At 67.6% G+C, this 21,051-nt stretch carries 23 protein-coding genes; 12 read left to right on the plus strand and 11 right to left on the minus strand.

Going from position 1 to position 21,051, the window contains the following annotated elements; all coding sequences use genetic code 11:
• Nucleotides 1-10 precede the first annotated feature (10 nt).
• Nucleotides 11-1,399, minus strand: a complete 1,389-nt coding sequence (locus BLQ28_RS17635; protein WP_093242077.1) for an aminotransferase-like domain-containing protein — start codon at nucleotides 1,397-1,399, stop codon at nucleotides 11-13.
• Between the two features lie 110 nt (nucleotides 1,400-1,509).
• Between BLQ28_RS17635 and BLQ28_RS17640 the strand changes: the two genes are divergently transcribed.
• The 3 genes from BLQ28_RS17640 (at nucleotide 1,510) to BLQ28_RS17650 (ending at nucleotide 4,769) form a co-directional block, all read left to right on the plus strand.
• On the plus strand, nucleotides 1,510-2,826 hold the full coding sequence (locus BLQ28_RS17640) for a hydroxymethylglutaryl-CoA reductase, degradative (protein WP_256327392.1): 1,317 nt from the start codon (nucleotides 1,510-1,512) through the stop codon (nucleotides 2,824-2,826).
• A 105-nt stretch (nucleotides 2,827-2,931) separates the two neighbouring features.
• The gene (locus BLQ28_RS17645; protein WP_093242083.1) at nucleotides 2,932-3,384 is read left to right on the plus strand and encodes a hypothetical protein; all 453 of its coding nucleotides are present in this window, start codon (nucleotides 2,932-2,934) and stop codon (nucleotides 3,382-3,384) included.
• Nucleotides 3,384-4,769 carry a tripartite tricarboxylate transporter permease gene (locus BLQ28_RS17650; protein ID WP_371126695.1) on the plus strand — a complete coding sequence of 462 codons (1,386 nt, stop codon included), beginning with the start codon at nucleotides 3,384-3,386 and terminating at the stop codon, nucleotides 4,767-4,769. The genes BLQ28_RS17645 and BLQ28_RS17650 overlap by 1 nt, the downstream gene beginning before the upstream one ends.
• On the opposite strand, the gene BLQ28_RS17655 is transcribed toward BLQ28_RS17650, so the two are convergent.
• Nucleotides 4,753-6,090, minus strand: coding sequence for a hypothetical protein (locus BLQ28_RS17655; protein ID WP_093242085.1), 1,338 nt, complete (start codon nucleotides 6,088-6,090; stop codon nucleotides 4,753-4,755). The genes BLQ28_RS17650 and BLQ28_RS17655 overlap by 17 nt on opposite strands.
• Before the next feature lie 85 nt (nucleotides 6,091-6,175).
• Between BLQ28_RS17655 and BLQ28_RS17660 the strand changes: the two genes are divergently transcribed.
• Nucleotides 6,176-6,598: a hotdog fold thioesterase gene (locus BLQ28_RS17660; RefSeq protein WP_093242088.1), complete on the plus strand. Its 423-nt coding sequence runs from the start codon at nucleotides 6,176-6,178 to the stop codon at nucleotides 6,596-6,598.
• A 36-nt stretch (nucleotides 6,599-6,634) separates the two neighbouring features.
• On the opposite strand, the gene BLQ28_RS17665 is transcribed toward BLQ28_RS17660, so the two are convergent.
• The gene (locus tag BLQ28_RS17665; protein WP_256327348.1) at nucleotides 6,635-7,108 is read right to left on the minus strand and encodes a lysozyme inhibitor LprI family protein; all 474 of its coding nucleotides are present in this window, start codon (nucleotides 7,106-7,108) and stop codon (nucleotides 6,635-6,637) included.
• A complete protein-coding gene (locus tag BLQ28_RS17670; protein WP_093242090.1) occupies nucleotides 7,105-7,605 on the minus strand; it encodes a glycoside hydrolase family protein in 501 nt (166 codons plus the stop codon). The genes BLQ28_RS17665 and BLQ28_RS17670 overlap by 4 nt, the downstream gene beginning before the upstream one ends.
• Nucleotides 7,606-7,868: 263 nt before the next feature.
• On the opposite strand from BLQ28_RS17670, the gene BLQ28_RS17675 reads away from it, so the two are divergent.
• From BLQ28_RS17675 to minE, 4 genes are all read left to right on the plus strand, one after another.
• Entirely contained in the window at nucleotides 7,869-9,155 is a 1,287-nt protein-coding gene (locus BLQ28_RS17675) for a solute carrier family 23 protein (protein WP_093242093.1), read from the plus strand.
• Between the two features lie 122 nt (nucleotides 9,156-9,277).
• Nucleotides 9,278-10,060, plus strand: coding sequence for a septum site-determining protein MinC (gene minC, locus BLQ28_RS17680; protein WP_093242095.1), 783 nt, complete (start codon nucleotides 9,278-9,280; stop codon nucleotides 10,058-10,060).
• 72 nt (nucleotides 10,061-10,132) lie between these two features.
• Complete coding sequence (gene minD / locus BLQ28_RS17685) at nucleotides 10,133-10,948, plus strand: septum site-determining protein MinD (protein WP_093243393.1); 816 nt, start codon at nucleotides 10,133-10,135, stop codon at nucleotides 10,946-10,948.
• A 2-nt stretch (nucleotides 10,949-10,950) separates the two neighbouring features.
• Nucleotides 10,951-11,229, plus strand: a complete 279-nt coding sequence (gene minE, locus BLQ28_RS17690; RefSeq protein WP_093242098.1) for a cell division topological specificity factor MinE — start codon at nucleotides 10,951-10,953, stop codon at nucleotides 11,227-11,229.
• Here the strand turns inward: minE and BLQ28_RS17695 are convergent.
• Complete coding sequence (locus tag BLQ28_RS17695) at nucleotides 11,186-12,856, minus strand: rhodanese-like domain-containing protein (protein ID WP_093242101.1); 1,671 nt, start codon at nucleotides 12,854-12,856, stop codon at nucleotides 11,186-11,188. The genes minE and BLQ28_RS17695 overlap by 44 nt on opposite strands.
• A 242-nt stretch (nucleotides 12,857-13,098) precedes the next feature.
• A complete protein-coding gene (locus BLQ28_RS17700) occupies nucleotides 13,099-14,088 on the minus strand; it encodes a Bug family tripartite tricarboxylate transporter substrate binding protein (protein WP_093242103.1) in 990 nt (329 codons plus the stop codon).
• Nucleotides 14,089-14,252: 164 nt separating this feature from the next.
• On the opposite strand from BLQ28_RS17700, the gene BLQ28_RS17705 reads away from it, so the two are divergent.
• On the plus strand, nucleotides 14,253-15,212 hold the full coding sequence (locus tag BLQ28_RS17705; RefSeq protein ID WP_093242106.1) for a fatty acid desaturase: 960 nt from the start codon (nucleotides 14,253-14,255) through the stop codon (nucleotides 15,210-15,212).
• 22 nt (nucleotides 15,213-15,234) lie between these two features.
• On the opposite strand, the gene BLQ28_RS17710 is transcribed toward BLQ28_RS17705, so the two are convergent.
• Nucleotides 15,235-16,149: an alpha/beta fold hydrolase gene (locus BLQ28_RS17710; protein WP_093242107.1), complete on the minus strand. Its 915-nt coding sequence runs from the start codon at nucleotides 16,147-16,149 to the stop codon at nucleotides 15,235-15,237.
• Between the two features lie 275 nt (nucleotides 16,150-16,424).
• Nucleotides 16,425-17,027, minus strand: a complete 603-nt coding sequence (locus BLQ28_RS17715) for a TetR/AcrR family transcriptional regulator (RefSeq protein WP_093242110.1) — start codon at nucleotides 17,025-17,027, stop codon at nucleotides 16,425-16,427.
• A 167-nt stretch (nucleotides 17,028-17,194) separates the two neighbouring features.
• On the opposite strand from BLQ28_RS17715, the gene BLQ28_RS17720 reads away from it, so the two are divergent.
• The gene (locus BLQ28_RS17720; RefSeq protein WP_093242112.1) at nucleotides 17,195-18,139 is read left to right on the plus strand and encodes a CysB family HTH-type transcriptional regulator; all 945 of its coding nucleotides are present in this window, start codon (nucleotides 17,195-17,197) and stop codon (nucleotides 18,137-18,139) included.
• A 127-nt stretch (nucleotides 18,140-18,266) separates the two neighbouring features.
• A complete protein-coding gene (locus tag BLQ28_RS17725; RefSeq protein ID WP_093242115.1) occupies nucleotides 18,267-18,530 on the plus strand; it encodes a hypothetical protein in 264 nt (87 codons plus the stop codon).
• Between the two features lie 106 nt (nucleotides 18,531-18,636).
• Here BLQ28_RS17725 and BLQ28_RS17730 read toward each other — a convergent pair whose 3' ends face one another.
• Both BLQ28_RS17730 and BLQ28_RS17735 read right to left on the minus strand, forming a co-directional pair.
• On the minus strand, nucleotides 18,637-19,050 hold the full coding sequence (locus BLQ28_RS17730; RefSeq protein WP_093243395.1) for an RcnB family protein: 414 nt from the start codon (nucleotides 19,048-19,050) through the stop codon (nucleotides 18,637-18,639).
• A 124-nt stretch (nucleotides 19,051-19,174) separates the two neighbouring features.
• Nucleotides 19,175-19,765, minus strand: coding sequence for a dihydrofolate reductase family protein (locus tag BLQ28_RS17735; protein ID WP_093242117.1), 591 nt, complete (start codon nucleotides 19,763-19,765; stop codon nucleotides 19,175-19,177).
• 111 nt (nucleotides 19,766-19,876) lie between these two features.
• Here BLQ28_RS17735 and BLQ28_RS17740 point away from each other — a divergent pair, with 111 nt between their 5' ends.
• Nucleotides 19,877-20,305 carry a winged helix-turn-helix transcriptional regulator gene (locus BLQ28_RS17740; RefSeq protein WP_093242120.1) on the plus strand — a complete coding sequence of 143 codons (429 nt, stop codon included), beginning with the start codon at nucleotides 19,877-19,879 and terminating at the stop codon, nucleotides 20,303-20,305.
• Between the two features lie 15 nt (nucleotides 20,306-20,320).
• Here BLQ28_RS17740 and BLQ28_RS17745 read toward each other — a convergent pair whose 3' ends face one another.
• Nucleotides 20,321-21,049, minus strand: a complete 729-nt coding sequence (locus BLQ28_RS17745) for a CPBP family intramembrane glutamic endopeptidase (RefSeq protein WP_093242122.1) — start codon at nucleotides 21,047-21,049, stop codon at nucleotides 20,321-20,323.
• Nucleotides 21,050-21,051: the final 2 nt, after the last annotated feature.

Here is a 21,051-nt window from a genome sequence, read left to right on the forward strand (position 1 = left end):
TTGGGGTCGATCAGCCGCCGCGCCGCCGCAACGCGGTGCGCAGTGCCTTCGCGAAACGCGGGTCGGCCATGGCGCCCACGTTGAAGCGCGACCAGCGCGACACCTGCGTCGAATCGACACTGAAGATGCGGCCCGGCGCCATGACGATCTTGCGCGGCAGCAGCGCCTTGGCGAAGGCCAGCGAGTCGTCCACGCCGGGCAGCGCGGCCCAGACGTAGAGCGACTGCGGGCTGCGCGCAAAGACTTCGGCATCCACCGCGTCGAACAGCTTGAGCGCATTGCGCGTGGCTTCGCCGAGCCGGTTCTGCAAACGGTTCAGGTGCCGCTGGTAGTGGCCCTCGCGGAGGATCACGTCGACCGTGCGCTCGCTGTACTCCGAGCTGCTCACGTGGATCAGCGCCTTCAGGTCCGCAAGGTCGCTCGCCAGGTCGGCGCCGCAGGCGATGAAGCCCACGCGCAGCGCGGCCGAGAACGACTTCGAGAAGCTGCCGATGTAGATGGTGCGTTCGAGCTGGTCCAGCGCCGAGAGCCGTGGCAAGGCGGTCGGCTTGAAGTCCGCCAGCGGATCGTTCTCGACGATCAGCAGGTCGTACTTCTGCGCCAGCTGCAGCACGCGAAACGCCTTGGCCGGCGAGATGTCGGAGCCCGTGGGGTTGTGCGCCAGCGACTGCGTGAAGAAGAGGCGCGGCCGCTCGGCGATCAGCAGCTGCTCGAGCACATCGAGGTCGGGGCCATCGGCCAGCCGTGGCACGGCGAGCATCTGCGCACCCGCGAGCTTGAGCTTGCCGAACAGCGGGTAGTAGCCGGGGTCGTCCACCAGCACCTTGCCGCCCGGCGGCACGAAGTAGCGGATGACGATGTCCATCGCCTCGTTGGCGCCATGCGTCAGCACGATCTGCCTCGGCTCGGCGCCGATGCCGAAGTCGGCGAGCTTGCGCACGAGGTGATCGCGCAGCGGCCCGTAGCCGAAGCGGCTGCCATAGCGGAACAAGGCGCCGAGCCCGGTGCGCACCACCTTCGGGTGGTACTTGTCCAGGCGCACGTCGGCCAGCCATTCGACCGGCGGAAAACCGTCGCCCACGGCGATGGCGTCGGGCTGCGTCTTCAGCTGCTCGCGCATGAGCCACACGATGTCCATGGCGCGGCCGAGGCTGCCCGCGTCTTCTTCCACCGGCCTGGCCGCCTGCTTCTGCGGCAGCACGAAGTAGCCCGAGCCACGGCGCGGCTCGACCAGCCCGCGCGACACCAGCAGCTCGAAGGCGGCCACGACGGTGTTCTTGGCGTAGCGGTGCAGCTGCGCGAGTTCACGCAGCGAGGGCAGCTTGTCGCCGGCCTTGTAGGCGCCGCTGGCGATCTGGCGCGCGAGGGTGTCGGCGAGCGAATCGGCGATGGAAGTCATGGGCGCCGACTGTGACACAGCGCCCTGCCCTCGCGCACCACTGTCCGCACTGTCCCGCCAAACTGTGCCTTCCGCCGGCGGTACAGCCGCCCTAAATTGCCTGCTCCCGAATTCATCTTCCGAAGAGAAAAGCAACGATGGTCGCCGACTCCCGCATTCCCAACTTCCGCGCACTCACACCCGCGCAGCGCTTCGCCCATATCGCAGAGGCCGCGTCGCTCACCGACGACGAGGTGGCGCTGCTCGCACAACCCGGCGCATTGAGCGTGGACCGCGCCAACGGCATGGTCGAGAACGTGATCGGCACCTTCGAGCTGCCGCTGGGCGTGGCCGGCAACTTCACCATCAATGGGCGCGACTACCTCGTGCCTATGGCGGTGGAAGAACCGTCGGTGGTGGCGGCCGCATCGTTCATGGCCAAGCTGGCGCGCGAAGGCGGCGGCTTCGAGGCCTCGAGCACCGGGCCGCTGATGCGCGCGCAGGTGCAGGTGATCGGCATCACCGACCCGTACGGTGCGCGGCTCGCCTTGCTGCGTGCGCGCGACGAGATCCTGGCCGTGGCGAACAGCCGCGACAAGGTGCTGATCGGCCTGGGCGGCGGTTGCCGCGACATCGAGGTGCACGTGTTCGGCGACACGCCGCGCGGCGCGATGGTGGTGATGCACCTTGTGGTCGACGTGCGCGACGCGATGGGCGCGAACACCGTCAACACGATGGCCGAGGCGGTGTCGCCGCTGGTCGAGAAGCTCACGGGCGGCACGGTGCGCCTGCGCATCCTGTCGAACCTGGCCGACCTGCGGCTGGCGCGTGCGCGCGTGCGGCTTGCGCCGTCCGTGCTGGCCACGCGCGAGCGCAGCGGCGAAGAAGTGGTCGAAGGCGTGATCGACGCGTACACCTTCGCTGCCATCGACCCGTACCGCGCAGCGACGCACAACAAGGGCATCATGAACGGCGTCGATCCGGTGATCGTCGCGACCGGCAACGACTGGCGCGCGGTGGAAGCCGGCGCGCATGCGTACGCCTGCCGCAGCGGGCGCTACACCTCGCTGACCACGTGGGAGAAGGACACGAGCGGCGCGCTGGTCGGCACCATCGAGATGCCGATGCCGGTGGGGCTGGTCGGCGGGGCCACCAAGACGCACCCACTCGCACGGCTCGCGCTGAAGATCCTCGACGTGAAGTCGGCGCAGGAGCTGGGCGAAGTCGCCGTGGCCGTGGGCCTCGCGCAGAACCTGGGCGCGTTGCGCGCGCTCGCCACCGAAGGCATCCAGCGCGGCCACATGGCCCTGCATGCCCGCAACATCGCACTGGTCGCGGGCGCCACGGGCGACGAGATCGACAGCATCGCCAAACAGATGGCGGCCGAGCACGACGTGCGCACCGACCGCGCCGTGGCGCTGCTCGAAGCACTGCGCAAGAAGAAGTAGGCACACCGGAAACCCAGCGGGAGAGCCCCGCGCAACGGACCGCGGCCGATACCGCGGCGGCCGCACACACGGCCGTCGGATAACCACAGACGGAGACATCGAAAAATGAGCGCAGACAGTGCAACGCCCGCCCGCTGGCGGCTGGTGGAGATATGGGGCGACACGGCCGACCTGGGCCATCTCGCGTGGTCGATCGTCATCGGCGTCGTGGTGAGCCTGGCGGGCTATCTCGCGGCGAGCCGCGTGCTCATGAGCACCGTGAGCACGCCCGAGCTGGCGCGCGCCTACGCGATGCTCGCCGGCCTGGGCGGCTGCGTGGTGTCGGGCCTGCTCTGCGCGAAGCTCTTCACGCCGAAGCGCGAGGTGGTCGAAGGCGCCGAGGCCGATCCGCGCTGGCGCGAAGAGGTGCTGGCCGAACTGGCCGGCGAGCACGGCGACCTGGGCTCGGTGGACGACCTGCCGCCGTCGGTGGTGCGCGAGATGAAGGAGCTGGAGATCTACGACCTGTTCGCGTCGTACAAGCCCCGCGCTCGCAATACCGAAGGGGCCGCACCGTGATCGAAGCCGCGCTCCTCAACCAGATCCTCGTCGCCACGGGCATGGGCCTCGTGGGCGCCGTCGTGTTCGCGGCCATCGGCCTCGTCTCGGGCACCGACGAAACCACCACGCTCGCACCGCTCACACTGCTGGTGGTGCTGCTCGGCGTGCCGCCCGAAGGCGTGTTCACCTTCTTCCTGGCGGCCGCCGTGGCCAAGCACATGACGCACGCGGTGCCCACCGCGCTGCTCGGCATTCCGGGCGACACCATGGCCACGCCGCTGCTGCAGGACGCGAACGTACTGCGCAACCTGGGCGTGCCGCACATCGCGCTGCGCAAGATGGTGTCGGGCGCGATCATCGCGGCCTTCATCGCCGTGCCGCTGGCCGTGCTGTTCGCGGTGCTGCTGGCGCCCTACGGCGCGGCCATCACCAAGGCGGCGCCGTGGATCTTCGTGGTGGCGGCCGTGGCCATTGCCTACTTCTCGAGTGGGCGCTGGGCCTCGGTGGCCACGCTGGTGCCGTTCGTGATGGTGATCGTGGCGCTGCAGGCGCTCACCGGCAAGTACGGCGTGAAGCTCAGCATCAGCTACTTTTTGGGCATTGCGATCGGGCCGCTGGTGGCCGACCTGTTCTCGGTGATCTCGCCGGCCGCGCGTGCGCGCATGAAACGCGACAAGGTCCGCACCTTTTCGCTCGCGCCGGACGTGAAGGGCTGGTCGGGCTACTTTCCCAATCCGTTCAAGGTGCTCGACCGGGGCCAGGTGAAGTGGACCTTTGCGACCGCCGCGATCTCCAGCGCCACCTTCGTGTTCAGCCCGGTCGCGATGACGGTGGTGCTCGGCGAACTGGTGGGCTCGCGCATCAAGCATGCGTACCACCGCCTCACGACCACGCTGGCCGCGCGCAACGGCGTGACCGAGGCGACCTACATCGCCGAGGCACTGATCCCGCTGATCGCCATCGGCCTGCCGCTGAGCCCGGTGGCAGCCGGCCCGGCGGCGCCGCTCTTCAATGCGCCGCCGGTGTTCACCATCGACTCGGCCACGGGCCAGACGCACAACCTGCACAACCTGCTGAACCACTGGGAGTTTCTGGGCTACGGCATGCTGGCGGTGGTGCTCGCGGCATTGGTGGCGTATCCGTTCACGATGAACTTCGCGCGCCGCGCGGCGCTGTTCGTCTCGCGCAAAGTGAGCCACGAGGCGATCATCGCGACCTTCGTCGGGTTGATCGTGGTGATCAGCGTGTGGGAAGGCCAGTTGCTCGGCCTCTTGGTGATCTTGACGATGGGCCTGCTCGGCGGGCTGCTGTCGCGTGCCATCGGCTTCAACACCGGCGTGCAGTTCATGGGCTACTACACGGCGGTGCTGACAGTGCCGGCGGTGCTCAAGGCTTTCGGCTAGGTCTGGCCGGCGGTTTGGCAGGTGCCGGCTTGCCGCCGCCGAACAGCTTTTCGACCTGCTGCCCCACGCGCGCGCCGATGGCGGTGCCCACGCCCGGCAGCACCGCGCTGCCGATGGCCGCGCCCGTGAGCGCGGCGCCGGTCAGCGACAGCTCGGGGTCGCTCACCGTGCCGCCGATCTTGAGCGGCACGCCGACCACGCCGTCGACAAGATCGACCGCCACTTCGCCATCGATCTTGCGGTTGAACAGGCGCAGCTTGCCGCTCGCGCTGAGCACGCCCGAGCGCGCCTGGAGGTTGCTGTACTGCATCACCACGCCGTCGTCGGTGGACTGGGTGTCGAGCGTGCCGGTGAGTTCGTCCAGCGCCGTGCGGCCGCCGCGGCTGATGCCGGCGGTGCTCACGGCCTTGGCGATGTCCAGCTTGGTGAGCGTGGCGGGCTGGACCGAAAAGGTGGTGCGGGTGTGCAGGCTGCGCATCAGCGCGCCCAGGTCCTGCGCCTTGTCGGTCTGCGCCTCCAGCGTGGAATGGCCCGAGACCTTGCCCGCCACCGGGGTGCTGCGGCCGAAGGCCTGCACCAGGCTTTCGATGTCGATCTGGTGCGGATCGAGCTCGGCCGACGCGCGCAGCTTGCCGTCGGCCAGCGTCTCGAAGCGCGCGACGCCGTTCCAGGTGCCGCCGCCCGCGTCGATGCGGGTGCGCCAGCGGTCCTGCCCGGCCTCGCGGTCCAGCCGCAGGCGCACCGGCGGCGACACGCCGGCCCGCTCGATGCGGGCCTGGCGCGGACGCCATTCGGGGTCGAAGGCGATCTCGCCGTCGTAGGCCAGCGCGATGTCGCGCCGGTCGATCCAGACCACGTCGCGCCACCGCAGCAGTTCCACGGGGACGGGCGCCAGCGTCCAGGGCGTGGGCAGCGCGACGAGGTCGCCGCCGCCCTCCGCCGGCTTGGGGCCCTTGCCGCGAAAGGCCTGCACGGAGGTGCGCGGCAGCACGAGGCTGTCGATCTCGACGTCGTCGACGGCAATGACGCGGTGCAGCAGCGGCGCGAGCCTCAGCTGCAGCGCGATGCGGCGCAGGGTGATGGGGCGCGGCTGCTCGGTGGCGATGTCGGTCAGCACCAGCACGGGCGCCGGCAGCAGCGACCAGTGGGCACCGCCGACCTTGAGCGCGACGCCGAAGCGCTTTTCGAAGCTGGTGGCAACCTGCGCGGCCACTTCGGCGCCGGTGGGCAACTTGGCGCGCACCACGAGCACCAGCACCCCGACGCCCAGCACCAACACGGCGGCGATGCCGATGAGCCAAGGTCGGGCCGGGTGCTTCATCGGCCCAAGGTAGCACGCAAAGGCGACTGCCGTTGTCAGCCGCCATCGCTATAGTTTCCCGACACCCTGTACCGGAGAGAACCGAATGCGTATCTGGAAAAAAGAAATCACCGTCGAAGAACTGACCCGCAACCATGTCGGCACCGCCGTCGCCACGCTGGGCATGGAGTTCCTGGAGGTGGGCGACGACTTCATCCGCGCCCGCGTGCCGGTCGACGAACGCACCCGCCAGCCCTACGGCATCCTGCACGGCGGCGTGTCGGTGGTGCTGGCCGAAACGCTGGGCTCCTGCGGCGCCCACTACTCGGCCCCGGAAGGCGACCGCGCCGTGGGCCTGGACATCAACGCCAACCACATCCGCTCGGTCACCAGCGGCTGGGTCATCGGCACCGCCCGGCCGGTGCACCGGGGCCGTACCACGCAGGTCTGGCAGATCGACCTGACGAACGAGGCGGGCGAGCTGACCTGCGTGTCGCGCATCACGATGGCGGTGCTGCAGCCGCGTTGAGGCGGCGGCCGCGCTTTCGCTCGCCCGATTTCCGCGCTACTTCCGCGGGCAGCTGTCCAGGCGCTGCGCCTGCCTGACCAGGCGCCCCGTGTCCTCCGCGAGGCAGGCACTCCGTGCAGTGGGCTCCATGGAGCCGCCGCCCCACGCCCTGGCGGCGCGCTTTGCGCATGCCCTGTCGCGGGCAGCCTTCCACCGCTCGACCCTGGCTTCGATCGCCCCTTTGCACGCGGGACGCCCACGCACCTTGCCCGCGACCACGCGATCGAGCGTCAGCTCGGCCGCCACCACATCGCGGTAAGCGCAGAAGTACATGCTCTGCTGGTCGGCCGCGCAATCTGCGGTCAGGCGGCTCAGTTCTTCCTCGGACAGCTGGCTGCGCCGGGACAGTGCGGACAGGACTTCTTGGGCGGAAGGCGTTTCGACGGACTTTGCGGAGGGCTGCGCAAACGCCGACGCGCAAAAGCTCATGGCGATGAGCCACAAGCACGCAGCAAGACGTCCTGTGTTCATCGGGACGGCGCGACGGGTTGGAACGGCGTCACCTCTTCGCGGCGCCGGTTCACGAGCCCTGAGGACCTGACCGCCCGTCCCCTGCGGCCGCTGGCATCTCTGGGATGAATGAAAACGTGATTGGTCATGTTCGCCGCCACGTCCGCGTTGCTGCCGCGATCCGCGGCGTCGAGGGTTCTGCGCGCGCCGGTCGGGCCTGCGTTGAAAGTAAAACTCACCAGTGCGTCGAACTGTTCCTGTGTGAGCGCCTGACGGGTCACGCGGCGGCGCACCGTCTCTTCGGCCGAGGCGACCCTGGAGGCCAGTGCAGCATCCACTTGAGCGACCGTGACGGTGCGTCCCAGTTCTTCGGCGGTGCATCCGCCCAGGTGAGCCAGCGTGCCGGCGCCGAAGGTGCAGTTGTTTGCCACGTCGTTGTAGTACCGCAGAACGGCGCGCTCCCGGCGGCGAAGCTCGGACATGCCCGCGGCACTCATCCTCATGGTTTCGTTGGCCATCTTTCCTCCCGTTGTTGATGTTCTGACGCCGCGAGGCTAGAGACATACGCCGGGACGTCATACCCAATCCGTCACGGTCGGGCCGCAAATTGCCGGTTCACATTCTTCTCGCGCGCACGCCGCCCCTGCTGTGCTCCCGGATGTTCAGCACGAGACGCTTCGACCACAATCACGCCCCGGGAGAGCCAGGGCGCGCTGGGACAAGCGCAGGCGATTCGACGACCACCACCAACCGACACCCCCTCAAGAGGAGCAAAGAAGACATGTTCAACTGGACTGAAAGACCGGCGTCCGCGCTGGCCAACGGCGCGGTCATCGCGCCGGACGAGCGGCTGCCCTGGCTGCAGACCGGCGCGATGGGCGTGCAGCACGTCATCGCGATGTTCGGCGCCACGGTGCTGGCGCCGATCCTGATGGGCTTCAGCCCCAACATCGCGATCCTGATGAGCGGCATCGGCACGCTGATCTTCTACTTCGTGACCGGCGGCAAGGTGCCCAGCTACCTGGGTTCGAGCTTCGCCTTCATCGGCGTGGTGATCGCGGCCAGCGGCTACGCGGGCAAGGGGCCCAACGCCAACATCGCGGTGGCGCTCGGCGGGATCATCGCCTGCGGGGTGGTCTACATCCTGATCGGCGCCCTGGTGCAGGCCATCGGCACGGGGTGGATCGAGCGCTTCATGCCGCCGGTGGTGACGGGCGCGGTGGTGGCGGTGATCGGGCTCAACCTGGCGAGCGTGCCGATCAAGAACATGGCGGCCAGCAATTTCGAGTCGTGGATGCAGGCCGTGACCTTCCTGTGCGTGGGCCTGGTGGCGGTGTTCGCGCGCGGCATGCTGCAGCGCCTGCTGATCCTGGCCGGGTTGATCCTGGCCACGGTGGTCTACGCGGTGCTGACCAATGGTCTGGGCTGGGGCAAGCCGGTGGACCTGAGCGGCATCGCCAACGCGGCCTGGGTCGGCATGCCGACCTTCACCACGCCGGTGTTCACGGCCAATGCGATGCTGCTGATCGCACCCGTGGCGATCATCCTGGTGGCGGAAAACCTCGGCCACCTGAAGGCGGTGACGGCCATGACCGGCCGCAACCTCGACCCCTACATGGGCCGCGCCTTCATCGGCGACGGCATTGCCACGGTGGTGAGCGGCGCCGCGGGCGGCACGGGCGTGACGACCTACGCCGAGAACATCGGCGTGATGGCGGCCACGCGCATCTACTCCACCGCGGTGTTCGTGGTGGCGGCGCTGATCGCGCTGGTGCTGGGCTTCAGCCCCAAGTTCGGCGCGCTGATCCAGGCCATTCCGCTGCCGGTGATGGGCGGCGTGAGCATCGTGGTGTTCGGCCTGATCGCCATTGCCGGCGCCAAGATCTGGGTCGACAACAAGGTCGACTTCTCGCAGAACAAGAACCTGATCGTGGCGGCGATCACGCTGATCATCGGCACCGGCGACTTCACGCTGAAGTTCGGCGACTTCGCGCTGGGTGGCATCGGAACCGCCACTTTCGGGGCGATCCTCCTCTACGCGCTGCTGGGCAAATCGCGCAACGCCTGACCCTTGGGAAAGTGAAACGTCGTGCAAGAAGTGTTGTGCCGGGTACTTGAAAGAGGGGCCGGTCACCGGCCGGAAGCCCGCGCCCGTTAGACTCCAACGCTTTTCGCACCGACGTTTTCCCAATGGCCGATGTCTCCGCCGCGCGCACCAAGGCGGTTTTCGAATTCAAGAGCGCCACGCTGCCGCTGATTGCAGTGATCCTCAAGACGTCCGACCTGGACGTGCTGGCCGAGGCACTCGACGCCCAGCTGGCCGACTCCCCCGACTTCTTCGAGCAGGAGCCGGTGGTGATCGACCTCTCGCTGCTGCAAGGGCAGGACGAGGACGGCGGCGACGCCGACGCCACCGCCGAGATCGACTTCGCCGCCCTGCGCAGCCTGCTGGCGCGCCACCAGACCCAGCCGATCGCGGTGCGCGGCGGCAACGCCGCCCAGAACGCCGCGGCCCGCGCCGCCGGCCTGTCGCTGGCGGCCATGCCCTCGGCGCCCGCACCCCGCCCCCCTGCCCCGCCCGCCGAGGCCCCGGCCGCGTCGGAAGCCCCGCAGATCGTGCGCGAAGTGCCGGTGCCGGCCAACGGCACGCTGCTGATCGACAAACCGCTGCGCTCGGGCCAGCAGGTCTACGCCCGTGGCGGCGACGTGGTGGTGACGGCAGTGGTGAGCTTCGGCGCCGAGGTCATTGCCGACGGCAACGTGCATGTGTATGCACCGCTGCGCGGCAAGGCGATTGCCGGCGCGCGCGGCAACACCGAGGCGCGGATCTTCTCGACCTGCATGGAAGCGCAGCTGGTGGCCATCGCCGGGATCTACCGGACGAATGAGGTGCCGCTGCCCGACACGGTGCTGGGCAAGTCGGCCCAGGTGCGCCTGGACGGCAAGAAAATCGCGATCGACGCGATTCCATGACCCGGATCACCGGCTCACGGAACGCGACGACCCTGACAACCAACAACTGAATCGAAACAAGAAGGAATGGCCATGGCCAAAATTGTGGTGGTGACTTCGGGCAAGGGCGGCGTCGGCAAGACGACCACGAGCGCCAGCTTTGCATCGGGCCTGGCGCTCGCGGGCAAGAAGACGGCCGTGATCGACTTCGACGTGGGCCTGCGCAACCTCGACCTGATCATGGGATGCGAACGCCGCGTGGTGTACGACCTGATCAACGTCATCCAGGGCGAAGCCAACCTGAGCCAGGCGCTCATCAAGGACAAGCAGTGCGAGAACCTCTTCGTGCTGGCTGCCTCGCAGACGCGCGACAAGGAAGCCCTGACGCAGGAAGGCGTCGAGAAGATCCTGGCCGACCTGGCCGCGATGGACTTCGAATACATCGTCTGCGACTCGCCCGCCGGCATCGAGACGGGCGCCATGATGGCGATGTACTTCGCCGATGAGGCGCTGATCGTGACCAACCCCGAAGTCTCTTCGGTGCGCGACTCGGACCGCATCCTGGGCATGCTCAGCAGCAAGACCAAGCGCGCCAAGGACGGCGGCGACCCCATCAAGGAGCACCTGCTGATCACCCGCTACAACCCGAACCGGGTGGCGGGCGGACAGATGCTCTCGCTGGAAGACATCCAGGACATCCTGCGCATCAAGCTGATCGGCGTGATCCCCGAGTCGGAAAGCGTGCTGCATGCCTCCAACCAGGGCGTGCCGGCGATCCACGACAAGGACACCGACGTGGCGCAGGCCTACAGCGACGTGGTGGCGCGCTTTCTCGGCGAAGAGAAACCGATGCGCTTCGTCGACGCCGAGAAGCCGGGCTTCTTCAAGCGGATTTTCGGGAGTAAGTAGGCATGTCGTTTCTCTCGTTCCTGCTCGGCGAGAAGAAGAAGACTGCAAGCGTCGCGAAAGAGCGCCTGCAGATCATCCTCGCGCACGAGCGCTCCAGCCTCAGCGGCAAGAAGCGCCCCGACTATCTGCCCGAACTCCAGCGCGAGCTGGTGGCGGTGATTTCCAAGTACGTGTCGATCAACGCGGACGACATCAAGGTGCACCTGGAAACCCAGGACAACCTCGAAGTGCTCGACATCAAGATCGAGCTGCCCGATCCGACGCCTGCGCCTGCGCGCTGAGCGGCGGCCAGGGAAAGAAGCGAAAGCGCACCGACGGGTCTTGCACGACCCGCTCGGACAGCGCGCGCTCCCACGCCAGGTAGTCGGCCCAGGCCGCATCGCGGCGCGGACCGAACACACGCATCACCGAGCCCCAGTCGTCGTCGAACGGGGTCAGGAGCTGGGCCGGCACGAAAGCGGTCGTCAGCGGCCGCCCTGAGGCCTTCCAGCCCTGCGTTCCGCCCTGGAGCCAGGTGAACACCGCCCCCGAACCCGGCCAGCGCCGGTGCGCATCGCGCGCCACGCGGGCCGCCACCGCGCCATCGGGCGAGGTGAAGACCAGCGTGCGGCCAGGCGCGGCATGCGCAGCCAGGGGCGCGAGCGAGGCCGGCAGCATGTAGAGCGCGCCGGGCAGGTGGCCGCGTTCGAAGTCCAGGCTGGGGCCGACATCGATCACCGTGACCGCGCCGTTCCTGCGCAGCTGGGCAAGGCCGGCATGGTCGAGTGCCTGGGGTGCTTCCTTGACGGTGACCGAGGCTGCGGGCGGGGCCTGTTCCGGCAGGAACGCATCGCCGCCGTAGATGTGCACCTCGGCCTGGTTGAGCTGCGTGAGCCAGAAGCTGGTGACGGCCGCGCGCAGGCGATGGGCCGGGTCGTCGAGCAGCACGATGCGCGCGCCGCGGGTGCCGATGAGGTTCTCGAAATGCATCAACAGCTGGCCACCTGGCACGTGCTGCACGGCCGTGCCCGCCAGGGCTGGATCGGCGGCGGGCCGCACGTCGAAGATGTAGAGCGTGCGCGAGTCGTCGGTGCGCCAGCGCGCGAGCTCTTCCGCGTCGGCCAGAGGCAGGGCGAGGCGTTCGATGAGTTCGTCGGCGATGCGGCGCAGCACCTGGGGCAACTCGGGCGGAAGCTCGTCCTCGGGCGCGGCGTTCTGGACGGTCGGCGCGCCCTGCAGGCCCCAGGCCATGACGCCGTCTTCGACGAACACCGCGTCGGGCGCATGGCCGAGCAGCCGCAGCGTGGTCGCGCCGATGATGCCGCGCGTACGGCTGAAGCAGTTGATGGCCCACACGTGAGCCGTGTCGTGCGCCTCGAAGTGGCGCAGTGCCAGTTCGGTGCCGACATGGTTGCGTGCACCGGGCAGCGACAGGAACTCGAACTCCGCACGCGGGCGGGCGTCGATCAGCGTGGTCGGCAGGCCGTCGCGCTGGCGTGCCCGCAGCGCCTCGGTGGACAGGGCCGGCGTGCTGTAGTGCAGGCGGGCGCGATCACCGAAGGCCTTGACCAGCGTGCCGTAGCCGTCGATGGCGGGCAGGCCTTCGGTCACCCAGCGTTGCAGGCCGCCGTCTAGCGTGCGCACGTCGGTGTAGCCGATGCGCGTGAGCAGTGCTTCTGCTGCGTGCGCGGCGCCGTCGGGCGCGTTGTAGTCGTCGTAGAGAACCACGGGTGTGGTGCGACGCGGCACCAATGTGCCGATCTGCAGTTCGAGGCCGCTGAATGGCGCATTGCGGGCGAGGTTGGGGTGGCGCTGCACGAACCATCGGGTTTCGCGCACGTCGAGCAGGGCCAGTTCTTCTGCGGGCTCGGCCAGCAGCAAGGTCTGCAGTTCGGCGGGGGTGATGGCCTTCTTCGGGGTCCAGCTCATTTCGGTTTTCTACTACGTTGGCACTTGGTGTGTTTTTCGATCTTGTGTCGGGCTTTCGGGGTGGGTGCACAGGACACCGGGTACTCCCCTCCGCGAATGTCCCCCGGGGCTTCGCCCCTCCTCCTTTATTTCGCTGCGGGGAGCACCCGATGCCCTGTGCACGATGAACGGTGTGCTTGTGCAGGCGGATCAACAGTCGCTCTGACCGGACGACGAACAGCTAGCAAGATCTCATCCAGGCATCAGTTGGGCTGGATGCCCGCCTGCTTCACAACGGCGGTCCACTTGACCGTCTCGGTCTGGATGAAGCGACCGAACTCCTCGGGCGTGTTGCCCACGGTGAACGCACCGATGTCGTCGTAGCGCTTCCTGAAATCGGCCGACTGCACGATGTCACGCAGCTCGCGCGACAGGCGCTGCACCAGCGGCGCCGGCGTGCCGCTGCGCACCACCACGCCGTACCACGAGGTGACTTCGAAACCGGGCAGGCCGGCTTCGGCGGTCGTGGGAACGTCGGGCAGCCACGGCGCGCGGGTCTTGTAGGCCACGGCCAGCGGCTTGAGCGTGCCGGCCTTTACGAAGGGAATGGCGGTGATCACCTCGTTGAAGATGAACTGCGTCTGGCCGCCCAGCAGGTCGTTGATGGCCGGTGCGCTGCCCTGGTACGGGATGGCGGTGAAGTTGGCACCGGTCTGCGTCTTCAGCAGCTCGCCCGCCAAGTGCGAGTACGCGCCGACGCTGATGCCGTAGTTGACCTTGCCGGGGTGCTTCTTCGAATAGTCGATCAGCTCGCGCGGCGTGCCGACGGGCAGCTTCGGGTTGACCAGCAGCACCTGCGGCGTCTGCACCAGCAGCGAGACGGGTGTGAAGTCGCGCGCCAGGTCGTAGCTCAGTTGCTTGAAAAGCGCGGGCTGCACGGTGAGGTTGGACGCGGGCGCGAGCAGCAAGGTGTAGCCGTCGGCCGGCTGGCGCGCCACGTAGTCGAAGCCGATGTTGCCGGCCGCGCCGCTGCGGTTTTCGACCACCACCGTCTGCTTGAGCCGCTGCTGCAGCTGTTCGGCGACCTCGCGCGCGAGCTTGTCGGCGATGCCGCCCGCAGGATAGGGAACGACGACGCGGATGGTCTTGGTCGGGTAGTCGTCCACGGTGGCGGCGTGGGCCGGCGCGAGAACCAAGAGCGCGGACGACAACGCGCCCAGCAGGGCGGCAAGACGGAACAGGGTGGGTTTCATGGGGCGAACGCGATGACGGGCGAAAGCGGCGGCAAGAGCGCGGCAAAGCCATGAAGCCTAGGTCGCGAGGCCCTCTGGCAGGAACGAAGTTTCACGATCTTGTTTATGCGAAATGCGCGCATGCAAGCGGGTTCTTCTTACCTAGGATCGCAGTCCTTCGCACCATGACCTCGACCGCCGAACCGTCACCCGCGCCCGTGCGCGCACCTGTCACCAATGCCACCGCCGCGCGCCAGCATTGGTGGTGGCGCTACGAAGTGCCCACGCTGCTGCTGGCGGCCGCGCTGTACGCCGCATGGGCCGCATTGCTGTGGTGGCACAGGGCGCTGCCGGGCTGGGCGCTGTTCGTGCTCGGCGGTTTTCTCGCACAGCTGCACTTCTCGCTGCAGCACGAGAGCATCCATGCGATGCGCCATCTGCCGACCTGGCTGCGCCACGCCGTGGTGTGGCCGCCGCTCAACCTGTGGCTGCCCTACCCGTTCTACAACCGCGGCCACAGCTCGCACCACGTCAACTTCCACCTGACGCATCCCGAACGCGACACCGAGAGCGCCTACCACTCAGCCCCCGCGTGGGCCGGCTACGGACCGGTGTGGCGATGGATCTACATGGCGAACCAGACGATCGCGTTCCGCGTGGTGCTGGGGCCGTTCCTGCGCCTGTGGAAGCTGGTGCGCTTCGAAGTCGGGCAGGTGCTCTCGGGCAACTTCTCGCGCCTGCCGACCTGGGGCTGGCATGCGCTGAGCGTGGCGCCGGTGCTGTACTACGCGATCGGTGTCTGCGGTATGAGCCTGGGCGAGTACCTGCTGTACTTCGTCTACCCCGGGATGATGCTGGGCTCGCTGCGCACCTTCACCGAGCACCGCTGGGCCGACACGCCGCACGAGCGGGTGGCTATCGTCGAATCGAACGTCGTCTTCGGCCTGCTCTATCTCTTCAACAACCTGCACCACGTGCATCACCGTGCACCGACGATGCCCTGGTACGAGATCCCGGTGTACTTCCGGCGCCACCGCGCGGCGGTGCTGGAAGCGAACGGCCATTTCTACTACCGGGGGTACGGGCAGATCGTGTGGCGGCACCTGTTCAAGCCGGTGTTCACGCCGGTGCATCCGACGTGGTAGCCGCCGGCGGGCTCGAAGTTGCCTACGCCAGCGTCATGAGGAAGCGCGTCACTTCGTCGAGCACATCCGCCTCCTTGAGGATGCGGCGATGGCCCCAGCCCCGCGTGGCCACGAGCCGTGCGCTGGCGATGGCATCGCGGTAGGCCTCGGCATCGGCGAAACGGTTCACGCGGTCATCGCGGTCGTGCACGATCAGCGTGGGCTGCGCGATGCGCGGCCCGGCGAATGCGGGTTCGAACTGCGGCATGAGCACGCCTTCGCGCGCCTCGAACATCCGCTGCATCGCGGCCCGCGTGGATTCGCTGAGGCCGAACGCGTGCGCGAAGTAGCGTGTGTATTCGCGCGGCGACGCGGGCGGCGCGAGCAGCACGATGCGCTCGGCGGGCAGCCCGCGCCCGGCGGCATAGGCCAGTGCGTTGGCGCCGAGCGAATGCGCCACCACCGCGCGTAGCGCGTGGCCGTCGTTCGCGAGCCGCGCGGTCACGTAGTCGATGGCGCGCGCGAACTGCGCGCCGTTGGTGGCTGTGCCCGCGCTGCGGCCGTGGGCCGGCAGTTCGAGCAACACGGGCCGAAGGCCTGCAGCAGCCAATGCGTGGGCCAGCGGCAGCATCTGGCCGGCGTGGCCGCCCCAGCCGTGCACCAGCAGCACGATGGGTGCCGATTCCGCGGCCGAGTCCTGTGCGGCGAGGTGGTAGATGCCCACGCTCGCGTCCTCGAAGGACCAGGCCTCGTGCCGCCAGTCGGCGCCGGGATGCTGGCCGCGATAGAGCCACTTGGGTGGCAGCGGCGTGCCGAACACGCGGTAGGCGGCGCGCACACCCAGCGCAGGCCAGAGGCGTTGCGAGGCGCCCAGGCCGAAGCGCATGGCGCGCATCAGCCGGCTGGCGCCGTAGTAGTTGACGGGTGCGGTCTTCGAGGCTGCGGAAGTGCTTGTCATGAGGTGGTCCCCGGGGGTCGATTCAACGGATGTGTGTTGTTCGTGCACGAGGCATTGCGCGCCCTGAACAACAAGGCTTGCCTAGTACCAGACCCAGTCGCGATTGCTGCGAGGCAGGCTGCGCAGGGTGTCGCACATCGTCCGGACGCCGAGGACGGCCGCGTAGGCGGCGAGAAAAAGGGCAATGATCAGCATGGTGCTTCTCCTATTTATCGCACGACTGTGCGAAATATTGGCAAATGGAAACGCGGGGAATCAGCCTGCTTCTTCCCGAGTCAGGCGAGGTAGCTGGAAAGAAGCCGCTGCCAGGTCTGCGTGGCGCGGTCGGCGGCCTGCGGATCGCGCAGGAAGCGCGCGTCGTGCAGCTGGGTCATCATCACGCCGTTCATTTCGCTGACGACTTGCGCGGGGTCGGTATCGGCCTTGAGCTCGCCGGTTTCCACCGCGAGCATCACCGTGCGGCGCAGCGCCGCGCGCCAGCGCGTGATCTCGTCGAACAGCACGTCGCGCAGCTCGCCTTCACGGTCGTCGAACTCGAAGGCACCGGCCATATAGAGGCACCCGGTGTGCATCTCGACATCGCGCGTGCGGGCGATCCAGCGCGCCACGATGTCGTTGAGGCGGGGCAGGCCCTTGGGCTTTTGCATGGCGGGCACGAACACGTCGGCCAGGAAGCCACGGCCGTACTCCTCGATGACGGCCTTCTGCAGCGCCTCGCGCGAACCCACGCGCGAGAACACGCCGCTCTTGGACAGCCCGAGCCGGCTCGCGACGGCCTGCAGCGTGATCGCCTCCAGCCCTTCGGCCAGCGCAAGGTTCATCGCCGCACCGACGATGGCGGTGCGGGTGAGTTCGCTTTTCTGGGTCTTGGCGTCCATGCGACGAACTTTAGCACGGACGTGCGAAATTACAAGCCACCCATCGGCAGAGGCTCTAAAGATGTTTTGCTCATGTGAAACCAACAAACGCATCGTTCCCCGAATAAGCACTTGTGCCGAGAATCGCCGGTCGGCTCCGCTCCGGAGCCCCGACCCTTCCGCGCCAGATGAACTTTCAACAACTGCGCTCGGTACGCGAGGCCGTTCGTTGCGGCTTCAACCTGACCGAAGTCGCGCACACCCTTCACACCTCCCAGCCCGGCGTGAGCCGGCAGATCCGCGAGCTCGAAGAAGAACTCGGCATCGAGCTTTTCGTACGCGCCGGCAAGCGGCTCACCGGCCTTACCGAGCCGGGCGGCCATGTGTTGCCGATCATTGAGCGCATGCTCATGGAGAGCAGCAACCTGCGGCACGCCGGACAGGAGTTCGTCGCGCAGCAGAGCGGCCTGCTCTCGGTGGCAGCCACGCACTCGCAGGCGCGCTATGCGATGCCGGTGGCGGTGCAGGAATTCCGCGTGCAGTTCCCGAACGTGAAACTGCACCTGCACCAGGGCTCACCCAAGCAGATCGCGCAGATGCTGCTCGACGGCGAGGCCGACGTGGGCATCGCCACCGAGGCGCTGGGCGACTATCCGCAACTGGTCGCCCTGCCCTGCTACCGCTGGACGCATTCGGTGATCGTGCCGCCGGGCCATCCGCTGCTCGACGCGCCGCTCACGCTGGATGCGCTCACACGTTATCCGCTCATCACCTACGACACCGGCTTCACCGGCCGTTCGCGCATCGACGAGGCCTTCGAGCAACGTGGGCTGCAACCGAACATCGTGCTGGCCGCCATGGATGCCGACGTGATCAAGACCTACGTGCAGCTGGGCCTGGGCGTGGGCATCGTGGCCGGCGTGGCCTACGAAGCCGAGCGCGACACGCAGCTGCGCGCGCTCGACGCGGGGCGCCTGTTCGGCATCAACCTCACCAAGCTCGCGGTGCGGCGCGGCACCTACCTGCGCAAGTACGTCTATGCCTTCATCGAGTCGTTTGCGCCCACGCTGACGCGCGCGGTTGTGGAGAAGGCTTTGGGCGATGAGGCAAGGGCATCGCACTACGAAATCTAGGGACTGTCCAGCAGCTGTTGCGTGGCGTGTACTACGGACGACAGAGAGGTTAAAAAAGAAGAATGCGCCTTCACACAAGGGGCGTACATTCGGGTTAATTCCCTGGCTTCCTGGAAACGGATCAGCAATGGCATCGACCCCGCAGCAGCAGCAACAGCAAACAAGGGCCGCCCTCAAGGCGGCCGATGCAGCCGAGCGGCGCGAGCGATTGAGACGGGCGTTGCCTGCCACGGTGGAGCTTCTGCAGAGCCGCCAGGCCGACCGCATCGACGACAGCGACATCGACGCGTATGTGAGCCTTAACTGGCTCGAATGGCACGGTGGCGGCCTTCGGCTGACCATCACCGGGCGCAACGTGTGCGCCCAGTCCGTGCCCACCGCACTGGCCTGAGGGCCCGCCTCCCCCCAAAGAAAAGCCGCCACAGTGGCCTGTGGCGGCTTCGGGTCGTCGGTCGCGGCCGCGCGGTTGCGTGGCCACATGCGACGCAGGCCTCTGTTTACTGGCCTGCGATGATGTTCGCGATCACGCCGGTGGCAATGGCCGCGAGCACGAAGTCGCCGCCCACGCCGACCCACTGATACCCACGGGGCGGCGGCTGCAGGCGATAGCCGCGCCAGTCGTTCACCACGTAGTTGCGGCCCAGGTACTCGGGCGGCACGCGGCCACCGCGGCGCCATTCGACGTGCGGCTGCGGGAAGCCACGGCGATCGAACTGGCGACCATCGCGGAAGTCCTGGTTGCCGCGATAGCCCGGAGGGCCGCGGTGATCGACGTTGGGGCCGCGCTGTTCATAGCGACCGTCGCCGGGGCGGCCGTCGAAGCGGCGGTCTTGCGCAAAGGCGCTCCCTGCGGCCATGCACATCGCGAGCGCCGCAGCAGCGACGGCCATGCTCCTTGAATTGCTGATCATCTGGAACTCCTTCATGCGTTGATGACGAGTCCATTGTGTGCCGCGCATGTGTCGCGATCGAACACTTCAGGTCAGGGTCAGGTGAAATCAGGTAAGCGCTGGTATCTGCACGAGGCCTTGTCCTTCAAATCGGGGCGTAGCGGTTGACCACCACACCGCATTCGTAGGCCGTGGACTGCAGCAAGCGCAGTTTGTGGCCCTTGTGCGGGTCGTGGAACACCGAGCGGCCACCGCCCACGGCCGTGGGATTGACGAAGAACTGGAACTCGTCGACCAGCCCGTGCGCCACCAGCGACGACGCGAAGCCCACGCCGCCAATGCAGAGGATGTTCTTGCCGCCCTGCTGCTTGAGCGCGTTCACCTCATCGGCCATGCTGCCGCGCGCAATGACGGTGCGCTCCCAGCGCGATGCCTTCAGCTTGTCGGTGAGCACGACCTTCCGCGCATCGACCACCTTTCGTGCAAAGTCGTAGTGCGGATCGGCCGGATGGTTCTTCGCCGCGCGGCCCCAATGGTCGAGATAGCCCTCTTCCGCGATCTTGCGGCTCAGCAGGATGGTGTCGACGCCGCTGAAGACGGCGTTGAAGTCTTCCTTCAGCCGGTCGTCCCAGGCCCAGCGGTCGCCCCAGCCCCACACCTGCCAGTCGAGATTGCCGTTGGCAGGCGAGACGTATCCATCGACGGACATCTGCATCTGGAGTATGAGTTTTCGCATGCGGCTTCTCCTTCGTTTCCTTCAATGCAACTGCTCTTGAAATGCAATCGGTTGGAGTATTGGTTAACTGGTGCGAAACTGCAATCAGTTTTTTCAACCCGCACGAGCCCCATGGCCACCCAACAGAAATCGCTGTGCCCGATCAACCTCGCGCTCGAAGTCCTCGGCGACCGCTGGAGCCTGCTGATCGTTCGCGACATGATGTTTGCCGGCAAGCGGCACTTCCGGGAGTTCCTGCAGTCCGAGGAAGGCATCTCCTCGAACATCCTGACCGAGCGGCTCAACACGCTCGTCGAACAGGGCGTGCTCACCAAGACCGACGACCCGAGCCACAAGCAGAAGGCCATCTACAGCCTCACGCCGAAGGGCATCGACCTTCTGCCGGTGGTAACGCAGCTCGGTATCTGGGGGCGCAAGCACACGTCCGCGACGAAGCAGAGCGCAGCGCCCGCCGCGGCGCTCGAAAAAGGCGGCCTGCCGCTGCAGAAGAAGATGCAGGCCGAGTTGCGCAAGGCGCACGCCGCCGGCCGCGCGGCCTGACCGGCGTCGGATCGATCAGTACAGGCCGATCGCGAGTGCGAAGATCGCAAGGCCATGCGCCAGCGTGGCACCCAACAGCCCCGCGCGCCGGTACACGAAACCGGCGACCAGCCCTTCGATCAGCGTGAAGACCAGCACCGGCAGGCCCACGCGCGTGACGATCAACGCCAGCCACGCATGGCACAGGCTGAACATCACGGCGCCCACCAGCAGAGCGCGTGTCGCCGACATATGCCGCGCCAGGCGCTCCTGCAGCATGCCGCGAAACAGCAGCTCCTCATAAGCATTGCCCAGCAGCGTGAAGGCCAGGATCGGCGCGTACATGGAAGGGCTCGGCGCCGGCAGCGACGGCAGCCCCAACGCCGCCTTCAGCGCGGCGGCGATGGCCGTGACCACGACCGCACCCGCCACACCCCAGAGCACCGATGCCACCACCTGCCCCTTGCGCCACCACGGCATGCCCTCGCGCGCCGCACGCTCCAGCCAGGCCACGCCGACGACCAGCGCGGCCGACATGCCGGCCAACGCCAGCAGCACCGGCGCCGGTCCGCTCAGTCGCATCGAGCCCGCGTTCAGTTGCCAGAACCCCGCAGGGCTCATGGCATCGCGCGCCAGGATGAAGAACAGGATGTGCACGGCCAGCCGCGCGCCGACGAGTGCGCGCGGAATCAGCAGCAGCAAGGCCAGCGCGAGCACACCCGCAGGCAGAATCGAAACGAAGTAGCCGAACAACAAGGAAGCCATCG

Source organism: Variovorax sp. EL159, from assembly GCF_900100965.1.
GTDB lineage: Bacteria > Pseudomonadota > Gammaproteobacteria > Burkholderiales > Burkholderiaceae_C > Variovorax.

What these genes read in the sequence shown, in the direction of transcription:
- BLQ28_RS17635 (WP_093242077.1), bottom strand. Translation starts at nt 1,399, where the DNA reads ATGACTTCCATCGCCGATTCGCTCGCCGACACCCTCGCGCGCCAGATC.
- BLQ28_RS17645 (WP_093242083.1), top strand. Translation starts at nt 2,932, where the DNA reads ATGAGCGCAGACAGTGCAACGCCCGCCCGCTGGCGGCTGGTGGAGATA.
- BLQ28_RS17655 (WP_093242085.1), bottom strand. Translation starts at nt 6,090, where the DNA reads ATGAAGCACCCGGCCCGACCTTGGCTCATCGGCATCGCCGCCGTGTTG.
- BLQ28_RS17660 (WP_093242088.1), top strand. Translation starts at nt 6,176, where the DNA reads ATGCGTATCTGGAAAAAAGAAATCACCGTCGAAGAACTGACCCGCAAC.
- BLQ28_RS17665 (WP_256327348.1), bottom strand. Translation starts at nt 7,108, where the DNA reads ATGAACACAGGACGTCTTGCTGCGTGCTTGTGGCTCATCGCCATGAGC.
- BLQ28_RS17670 (WP_093242090.1), bottom strand. Translation starts at nt 7,605, where the DNA reads ATGGCCAACGAAACCATGAGGATGAGTGCCGCGGGCATGTCCGAGCTT.
- BLQ28_RS17675 (WP_093242093.1), top strand. Translation starts at nt 7,869, where the DNA reads ATGTTCAACTGGACTGAAAGACCGGCGTCCGCGCTGGCCAACGGCGCG.
- minC (WP_093242095.1), top strand. Translation starts at nt 9,278, where the DNA reads ATGGCCGATGTCTCCGCCGCGCGCACCAAGGCGGTTTTCGAATTCAAG.
- minD (WP_093243393.1), top strand. Translation starts at nt 10,133, where the DNA reads ATGGCCAAAATTGTGGTGGTGACTTCGGGCAAGGGCGGCGTCGGCAAG.
- minE (WP_093242098.1), top strand. Translation starts at nt 10,951, where the DNA reads ATGTCGTTTCTCTCGTTCCTGCTCGGCGAGAAGAAGAAGACTGCAAGC.
- BLQ28_RS17695 (WP_093242101.1), bottom strand. Translation starts at nt 12,856, where the DNA reads ATGAGCTGGACCCCGAAGAAGGCCATCACCCCCGCCGAACTGCAGACC.
- BLQ28_RS17700 (WP_093242103.1), bottom strand. Translation starts at nt 14,088, where the DNA reads ATGAAACCCACCCTGTTCCGTCTTGCCGCCCTGCTGGGCGCGTTGTCG.
- BLQ28_RS17705 (WP_093242106.1), top strand. Translation starts at nt 14,253, where the DNA reads ATGACCTCGACCGCCGAACCGTCACCCGCGCCCGTGCGCGCACCTGTC.
- BLQ28_RS17710 (WP_093242107.1), bottom strand. Translation starts at nt 16,149, where the DNA reads ATGACAAGCACTTCCGCAGCCTCGAAGACCGCACCCGTCAACTACTAC.
- BLQ28_RS17715 (WP_093242110.1), bottom strand. Translation starts at nt 17,027, where the DNA reads ATGGACGCCAAGACCCAGAAAAGCGAACTCACCCGCACCGCCATCGTC.
- BLQ28_RS17720 (WP_093242112.1), top strand. Translation starts at nt 17,195, where the DNA reads ATGAACTTTCAACAACTGCGCTCGGTACGCGAGGCCGTTCGTTGCGGC.
- BLQ28_RS17725 (WP_093242115.1), top strand. Translation starts at nt 18,267, where the DNA reads ATGGCATCGACCCCGCAGCAGCAGCAACAGCAAACAAGGGCCGCCCTC.
- BLQ28_RS17730 (WP_093243395.1), bottom strand. Translation starts at nt 19,050, where the DNA reads ATGATCAGCAATTCAAGGAGCATGGCCGTCGCTGCTGCGGCGCTCGCG.
- BLQ28_RS17735 (WP_093242117.1), bottom strand. Translation starts at nt 19,765, where the DNA reads ATGCGAAAACTCATACTCCAGATGCAGATGTCCGTCGATGGATACGTC.
- BLQ28_RS17740 (WP_093242120.1), top strand. Translation starts at nt 19,877, where the DNA reads ATGGCCACCCAACAGAAATCGCTGTGCCCGATCAACCTCGCGCTCGAA.
- BLQ28_RS17745 (WP_093242122.1), bottom strand. Translation starts at nt 21,049, where the DNA reads ATGGCTTCCTTGTTGTTCGGCTACTTCGTTTCGATTCTGCCTGCGGGT.